Raw genomic sequence first — 7,553 nt, forward strand, 5'->3', positions numbered from 1 at the left:
AACTTACATTACTGCTTTTAGAAGCTCTTGTACGAATGGAATGATTCCACTTAAAAATTTAAAAACTGCCATTGCGATCGCCATTTTATTTCCTCCTCTTTTTGAATAGTACGATGTGTTACGTCTTTATGCTTTTATTATAGTAAGCGCATATGCGTTTATCAATAAGTTTTAATATGCAATATTTCATATCAAAATTCTCGTTCTTGAATGAAAACGATTAAAAACAATATATATCTGTTCAGGTGAAAATCCTGTAAATATAAAAACAAGGAAAGTTACTCTCTTTCCTTGTTTTACGCTATCATCGAAATATTTCTTTATATTACATGTATTTTTTCAACTACACTCTCATCTCTTTCTTATAAGCGAAATAAGAATACAGCATTGTGACTACCACACCACCTAAAACAGCAGTCAATATGATATATGTTCTCCAAGTAACAGGCGCAAAAATACTTCCGCACATCATGATTCCTAAAACAATAAATACTTTTCCGCTAAAACGATGAGTTTTGCGCCATACTTCTTCATTGCTTAATGTCCACGGCGTACGAATACCGATGAAATAATTTGGTTTACATTGCGGTAAATAGTTGCCAATGATCAGAAATAGTAGTCCTACTATCATCCCGCCAACAGACCCTATCGGTATATCATATCCTAATCCAACAAGTAGTGCAGACATATTCATTACAAATAAAACAAATAAAATAGCATTACTCATGATAGTTACACTTTTTCTAAATTTTTCATAGTTATCTTTTTTAGGGTCAATCCTTGGAACAAGAGTAAAAACTACGTATAAAAAAATCATTATACCAATATCAAATATCATCGAGAACTGCTTAGAGGCATAATTATTTACTTTATCATCTGCCCCCCAGTGAACCGGAACCTCAGCCGGTAACTTGGGCCAGACGATGATCCAAGCTATTATTGTTAAAAGAATTAGAGCACATGGAAATATGTGTTTTTTCATTCTTATCCCCCTATTCCCCTCTATTCGTAAATGTAAACACCCACGATAACAAATCTTGAAACACAGTCGTATTTAATGAATACACAACGAACTGTCCTTTTTTCTCATCTTGAATGAGCGCTGCGTTTTTGAGCGCATTTAAGTGATGAGAGATACTCGGCTTTGTCATATTGAAGTGATCAGCAATTTCTCCTGCTGTTAAGTCGCCTTCTTTTAATAAGTCTAAAATTTTGCGCCTTGTTGGGTCTGCTAATGCTTTAAATGCTTGATTCAATGCCTTTCTTCCTTTCGCTAATTAGACATTTAGATATTTATCTAAATGTCTAATTCATTTCTTACATTTGTCAATTGCTTGAATACCTAGCAAGCTAATATGTTAAAGCACCCCAAAGGAAAATTTTCTCAATATCAATCCCGAAAATCTTCCATAAAAACTATTCGAAATAATCAATCAATAATTTATAATAACTTTTAAACTCGTCATTGTAATTATAAATTCTCGTTATACCAGAAACTTCAATTTATTAAATGAAATGGGGGAGAGACAAAGTATATGAAAAAAATGCTTATTTTTGCGATCACTATCCTCTCGATACTTGTAGTGATTACCTTTCTCACAAATAAGGAAACAAACAGCGAGAAAACAACAAGTGTAGAAACAATTAATTATTATGAAAATCAAATTACACCAGAACAATTACAACAAGATATTTCGAATCACAAAGCAAAAATTGTTTATTTTTACAAGCCAGCATGTCCTCATTGCTCAAAAATTTCCCCAATTGTAGTTCCTTTGGCTAAAAGCATGAATATTGATATGCAAGTTATGAATTTAGAAGATTATCCAAACGGTTGGAATATGTTTCAAATAAAAGGGACACCTACAATTATTTCTTATAAAGATGGAAAAGAAATGAATCGAGTTTTAGGGGAACAATCTCGAGAAACATTTAAGGACTGGTTTGAAAATAATAAATAAATTCTTCAAGTCTTTATTCATGTTATGTAAATAAAGATTAAAGTTGAGAAATAACAAAATATCACTTTTATTGTTGTTTTTACCATTTTTTATATGTATTTTATAGTAGAGTCATATATTTTTAGGGGGCACTCCCTCATGCTTACCAAGAAAGATTAACTATTTACCTATCTTAGTTTGATAGGCATGAGGGGGGAATCCCCTATTAAACTAACCAAAAATATATTAGGAGGTAAGACATGTTTAAAAAGATTGCATTCTCAATAGCTTCAATAGCAGTAGCTGGTTCTGTTTTATTTGCAAATCAGGATGTCTCCCATGCTCAGGGGTACTATCCAGTTCAAAAGACTGGTGGCGCAGGTTTGGATCTTCGTAACACTCCAACAATCAATGGTACGCGGACTGAAACAGATATTCCAGATGGGAACAGCCTCTTTTTATACTGCTATGTTAATGGTGAATCCTACTATGGAAGTAAAGTTTGGGATTTGGTACATGATAATTATTGGCGCGGCGATCTAAATTATGGTTATGCTCCTGATTATTTTATTAAAACTGGTTCATCTAGTCCAGTTGTTAGCTATTGTTCATTTTAATTATAAAATAATAAAAAAGGAATGAACCAAGCCATGCAGGCTTGGTTCATTCCTTTTTTACTCACATTTTAATCTCTACGGTTTTCAGAGCGCTTACCTCATTATTGGTCGTTTTATCTCGCACTACATCTGTAGTCACTTTTACATCTTTTAGATCTTTCGGAGCTTGAGATAGAAAACAGATTAACGTAAATTTCATTTTTTCTCTTGCCTTTAAGCTCCGATCTTTCGGATCTGCATCCATTTTATACACATCTACTTGTTCTCCGTTACTTAAAACTAGTGTTTTTATGGGACCTTTCCCCAAATCGAGCGGTTGATCCGAAGTATTTTCTAAAGTGGTTGTTAGTTGAATTGCATTCATTTCCTCTGTATTCAATCCTCGTTCTTCTAAATTATACTTTCCGATATCACTTACTTCTGTGCCCCGTACGATTTTAATTCGCTCCACTTTGATATTGAGTGGTCCCAGTTCAATAGTCGTATTTGGTTCACTCAATTGGTTCAAGACAAACATTCCAAATGCATGCTGCGCTTTATCTCCTACTTGAGTTAATGGTTCTTTATAAGGCTTAACTTTTACATTTGGTTGAGACGTTGTGGAATTTTTTCCACTGTCAGATTTCATTTCTGTCTCTGATTTTGTTTGACTGGAACACGCAGATACAAATATACACACCGATACAATCATCAAGAAGGAAAATATTTTTTTCATTTATAGACTCCTCTACTATAAAATATTATTAAGGCATTTCATCTTGTTGTACAATTCATAATTAATTGTAAATTAGTAGTTTGTGTTTTTGAATATATTCATTAGAAATATATGTAATCTTTACGTTGAGAAAATTTATACATGGGGTATCGTCAACATAATGAAAACGAAGAAAACAAATGTTACACTATATATACTATATACACAAAGTTAGAGGAGGCATTTACATATGTATAAAATTTTAATCGTAGAAGATGATCCTAGTATTTCATCTTTACTACAATCTCACATTCAAAAATACGGTTACGAAGCAATTATCGCAGATAACTTTGATGATATTATGGCTTCATTTAATCATACAAAACCACATCTTGTTTTATTAGATGTAAATTTACCGAAGTTTGATGGTTTCTACTGGTGCCGCCAAATTCGTCATGAATCCACTTGTCCAATTGTTTTCATTTCTGCTCGCGCTGGTGAAATGGAGCAAATTATGGCGATTGAAAGCGGTGCTGATGATTATATTACTAAACCGTTTCATTATGATGTTGTAATGGCAAAAATTAAAGGGCAACTACGCCGCATATACGGTGACTATGCACCGAGTATGACAGAACGCATCGTTGAAGTGGACGGATTAAAACTATATCCTGAAAGACCAGAGCTTCACTTTAGAAATGAGAACGTATTGCTCACAAAAAAAGAGGCAATTCTAGCAGAGATGCTTCTTTCTAAACACCCTCGCACAGCAAACAGAGAAGATTTGTTGTCGGCACTTTGGGATGATGAAAGTTTTGTTGAAGAAAATACATTAAACGTAAATATTACGCGTCTTCGTAAAAAGTTCACTGAGCTTGGAATCGAAAATGCAATCGAAACTGTACGCGGCTTAGGCTATCGATTAAACGCAACTTGGAGCGAATAAAGTATGAAGTTATTTCTACGTGATCACATTGACTTCTTCCTTCTTTACATTTTAAACTTTGTTATCATCTTCGTTTTGTACGATACCGTTGATGGTTTTAAAAACAACAAATTTTATTTTATTGTACTAAGTTTGTACCTATTCATTTGTTTTCTCGCTTATCGCTACGTTCGAAATCGCAGATTATATAAAAGGCTAAGTCAACTGCCTGACAAAATAGAAGATGCGTTCATTGAACGAGCAACTGCCCCTATGCCGCATGGCGTAAATGAGCTGGTTCGTATACAATATCGTCTGTTTCAAAAAGAATTACAGGCATATGAAGTAAAACAGCAAGAGCATCAAATGTTTATTAACCAATGGGTACATCAAATGAAAACGCCTGTTTCTATTATGCAGTTAATGGTGCTTGAAATGGAAGATGAGCATCTTATTCCAAAATTTAAACAAGAGATTGAAAAATTAAACCAAGGACTAGATATGGCATTATATATGGCGCGGTTAAATAATTTCCATGAAGACTTTCATGTAGAAACTATTTCGTTAAAAGACGCAGTTACAAAAAATATAAATAGCTTAAAAGAACTATTTATCCGAAACGGTGTCTTCCCTGTTTTAGAAGTGCATTCTGATGTAATGGTTGCTTCTGATGCAAAGTGGCTGAAATTCATTATTTATCAGTTAATGACAAATGCGGTTCGGTATTCAGGAGAAAGAGGAAAAAAAGTATTCTTATCTGCTGTTCAAAACGGGAAAGATGTTATTTTAGAAGTGCGTGATGAAGGTGTCGGTATTCCGCAAGAAGATATTCGCCGTGTGTTTGAACCATTTTATACAGGAAAAAATGGACGAACGTTTGGAGAATCTACTGGTATGGGCTTATATATTGTAAGTAAAATTTGCTCTTATTTAGGTCATTCTGTCAAATTAGATTCTGAGGTTGGTAAAGGAACAAGTATTAAAATTATTTTCCATAATGCTGCACTAAATAAAACGGATGGAGAGTAACTTATATTGAAAAAACGACCTAAAAACCTTTTCTTTTAGATGAGCGAGAGCTTCTGCCACGGGCATGGTTTAAAACAAAGAGAGACAGACAGCAAGTGGTGGTCTTGTTTTGTTTGCATAGCCACGACAAATGGGTTTATATAGCTTTATGACAAAGTGTATGAGGAATCCTTTCCTTATACACTTTTACAACATATAAGAATGACTTTAAGACTGAGAGGATAAAAATATGACATTTTGGCAATTTGCATTTAAGAACGTAACACGTAACTCCCGTGCTTATTTTGCCTACTTTCTAAGCAGTTCCTTTTCCATTACAATTTTCTTTTCATTTGCCGTGTATTTATTTCATCCTCGTTTACAAAATGCTACCACAACTTCCGGTATCGACACCTTAATGAGAGTATCTGAGGCTGTTATTGTATTCTTTTCATTTTTCTTTTTACTATATTCTACCGGTACGTTTTTAAAAGTTCGAAAAAAACAATTTGGCATTTTAACTGTTTTAGGGATATCCAAAAAGCAATTAAAACGCCTCATTTTCATTGAGAATATGTTAATTGGACTTCTTTCTATTTTTATCGGGATTCAAGTTGGTATTGTATTTTCACAACTTTTCTTATTAGTAACAGCAAAAATTACGCACATGCCTGGATTATATTTATATTTTCCAAAAGGTGCAATTCTGTTAACAACATCAACCTTTCTTGGACTCTTTGTCTTCGTATCAGCTTTCACCCCTGTTTTAATTCGAACGAGAAAAGCTGTACGTCTTTTAAAAGAAGGAAAAATAAAGCAAAATGAAAAAAAACCATCTATCATCGTTTCCTTGTTTGGCATTTTATGCTTACTATCTGGATACACGCTAGCAGGATGTCCAAAGTACTTTCTCTCAATAAGTGATACGATTGGTATACTATACGTTCTCTCTAGCATTTTTGTCATTCCAACACTAGTGACCGTTGGGACATACTTTTTCTTTTCACAAACTAGCTTTCTGCTCATTCATCTGTTGAAAAAAAGACGGAAGTTTTATATGAAACGAATTAATATGCTGTGGATTTCTGACTTAGCAAGCCGTATTCGTACAAATATTAATATGCTCTTTGTCGTAACGATGTTGTCCACTCTCGCCTTTACGATGATTACTTTTATCTATGGATTTGGGAAATTTACAAAGGCACAAATTATGAATGATAACCCATTCGCATTCACTTATCTTTCTTATGATGCGAATCCGATCGCTTCGCCGCATATCAACTGGTTAGAACAGCAACTAAAAAAGGAGAAATTTGAATACAACAAAATAAAAGTAGACTTGTATGGTGTATCGTTACAAAATGGTTCAGATTTTCCCTATCAAGATGAAGTATATGTATTAAAGCAAAGTGATTATAATCAGTTAGCTACTGCATTACATTATAAAAAGCTGGTCTTGAAAGATGATGAAACATATATACTCCCTGGGTACTCTTATGAACTTATGTTTGGGAAATGGGACCAATCGCGCCAAAAACAGCCGATTATCCTTTCTCCACAGTCCTTGAAATTACACGTGCAAGGTGTAGGTGATAAAATTGTGACACCCTCTGGGATTATTTCAAATGTAATCGTCTTATCCGACAATACGGTACAATCCCTATCCTATGCTATGAAACATATGACGTTATATAACTTTAAAGTACAGAATTGGGAAAATGCGCATACAATTGCAGAATCATTCATCAAAAAGCTTTATGCGGATCGCCAACAAATTCATTCGAAAGAGCGTTTATATGAAGCTTTTGAAAGAAGTAATTCACTATACGAAGCGAAACTCCAAAATGCTTCCTTTTTCTTTATTGGTACGTTCCTTGGTATTATATTCTTTATCGGGGCTGGAAGCGTGCTATATTTCCGAATGTATACGGATTTAACGAATGAACAAGACAAATATATTACGATTACAAAAATTGGTTTAACACAGTCAGAAATGAAATGGTCAGCTACCATTCAGCTTGCTATCTTATTTTTTGTACCCTATATAATGGCTTCTATCCATACGATATTTGCTTCAAAAATGTGGAAAGGCGTAACAACATTAACCTTGTTTACTGAAGTTAGTGTTGTCCTTATCATTTTTGGAACGGTTGAAATTCTCTTTTTCCTTTTAATTCGCTCATTATATATGAAAAAGTTGTCCAAGCATATTAAACTATAAAGAAAAGCGGAAGCGGCTCGTTCAGAACAAGAGGAGGATGGAGCTTCTGACATAGAGGCGCTTTTTGCCTCGGCGGAAGACGCGAAGCCACCGACTGTTCTAGCCGCTGGAGCTGGATCATAAAGAAAAGCGGAGCCGACTGTTTAGG

At 34.2% G+C, this 7,553-nt stretch carries 8 protein-coding genes; 5 read left to right on the plus strand and 3 right to left on the minus strand.

Annotation, left to right across the window (positions count from 1 at the left end; genetic code table 11):
• Positions 1-343 precede the first annotated feature (343 nt).
• On the minus strand, positions 344-982 hold the full coding sequence (locus BM211_RS25450) for an SdpI family protein (protein WP_035432605.1): 639 nt from the start codon (positions 980-982) through the stop codon (positions 344-346).
• A gap of 10 nt (positions 983-992) precedes the next feature.
• Positions 993-1,256 carry an autorepressor SdpR family transcription factor gene (locus BM211_RS25455; protein WP_035432604.1) on the minus strand — a complete coding sequence of 88 codons (264 nt, stop codon included), beginning with the start codon at positions 1,254-1,256 and terminating at the stop codon, positions 993-995.
• Between the two features lie 279 nt (positions 1,257-1,535).
• Here BM211_RS25455 and BM211_RS25460 point away from each other — a divergent pair, with 279 nt between their 5' ends.
• Complete coding sequence (locus tag BM211_RS25460) at positions 1,536-1,961, plus strand: thioredoxin family protein (RefSeq protein ID WP_035432603.1); 426 nt, start codon at positions 1,536-1,538, stop codon at positions 1,959-1,961.
• A 239-nt stretch (positions 1,962-2,200) separates the two neighbouring features.
• Positions 2,201-2,557, plus strand: a complete 357-nt coding sequence (locus tag BM211_RS25465; RefSeq protein ID WP_035432602.1) for a hypothetical protein — start codon at positions 2,201-2,203, stop codon at positions 2,555-2,557.
• 61 nt (positions 2,558-2,618) lie between these two features.
• Here the strand turns inward: BM211_RS25465 and BM211_RS25470 are convergent, their stop codons facing one another.
• Positions 2,619-3,185: a uroporphyrinogen-III synthase gene (locus tag BM211_RS25470; RefSeq protein ID WP_256217212.1), complete on the minus strand. Its 567-nt coding sequence runs from the start codon at positions 3,183-3,185 to the stop codon at positions 2,619-2,621.
• A 316-nt stretch (positions 3,186-3,501) separates the two neighbouring features.
• Here BM211_RS25470 and BM211_RS25475 point away from each other — a divergent pair, with 316 nt between their 5' ends.
• From BM211_RS25475 to BM211_RS25485, 3 genes are all read left to right on the plus strand, one after another.
• Positions 3,502-4,197 carry a response regulator transcription factor gene (locus tag BM211_RS25475; RefSeq protein ID WP_035432598.1) on the plus strand — a complete coding sequence of 232 codons (696 nt, stop codon included), beginning with the start codon at positions 3,502-3,504 and terminating at the stop codon, positions 4,195-4,197.
• A 3-nt stretch (positions 4,198-4,200) separates the two neighbouring features.
• On the plus strand, positions 4,201-5,205 hold the full coding sequence (locus tag BM211_RS25480; protein ID WP_035432596.1) for a sensor histidine kinase: 1,005 nt from the start codon (positions 4,201-4,203) through the stop codon (positions 5,203-5,205).
• Between the two features lie 229 nt (positions 5,206-5,434).
• Positions 5,435-7,405 (plus strand): FtsX-like permease family protein, encoded by a 1,971-nt coding sequence (locus tag BM211_RS25485; RefSeq protein ID WP_035432594.1) that lies wholly within the window; start codon positions 5,435-5,437, stop codon positions 7,403-7,405.
• Positions 7,406-7,553: the final 148 nt, after the last annotated feature.

The organism is Bacillus sp. 491mf, assembly GCF_900112415.1.
Lineage (GTDB): Bacteria > Bacillota > Bacilli > Bacillales > Bacillaceae_G > Bacillus_A.

Bases quoted from the DNA above. Each gene is read 5' to 3' on its own strand.
- BM211_RS25450 (WP_035432605.1), bottom strand. From the start codon at position 982: ATGAAAAAACACATATTTCCATGTGCTCTAATTCTTTTAACAATAATA.
- BM211_RS25460 (WP_035432603.1), top strand. From the start codon at position 1,536: ATGAAAAAAATGCTTATTTTTGCGATCACTATCCTCTCGATACTTGTA.
- BM211_RS25465 (WP_035432602.1), top strand. From the start codon at position 2,201: ATGTTTAAAAAGATTGCATTCTCAATAGCTTCAATAGCAGTAGCTGGT.
- BM211_RS25470 (WP_256217212.1), bottom strand. From the start codon at position 3,185: ATGAAATCTGACAGTGGAAAAAATTCCACAACGTCTCAACCAAATGTA.
- BM211_RS25475 (WP_035432598.1), top strand. From the start codon at position 3,502: ATGTATAAAATTTTAATCGTAGAAGATGATCCTAGTATTTCATCTTTA.
- BM211_RS25480 (WP_035432596.1), top strand. From the start codon at position 4,201: ATGAAGTTATTTCTACGTGATCACATTGACTTCTTCCTTCTTTACATT.
- BM211_RS25485 (WP_035432594.1), top strand. From the start codon at position 5,435: ATGACATTTTGGCAATTTGCATTTAAGAACGTAACACGTAACTCCCGT.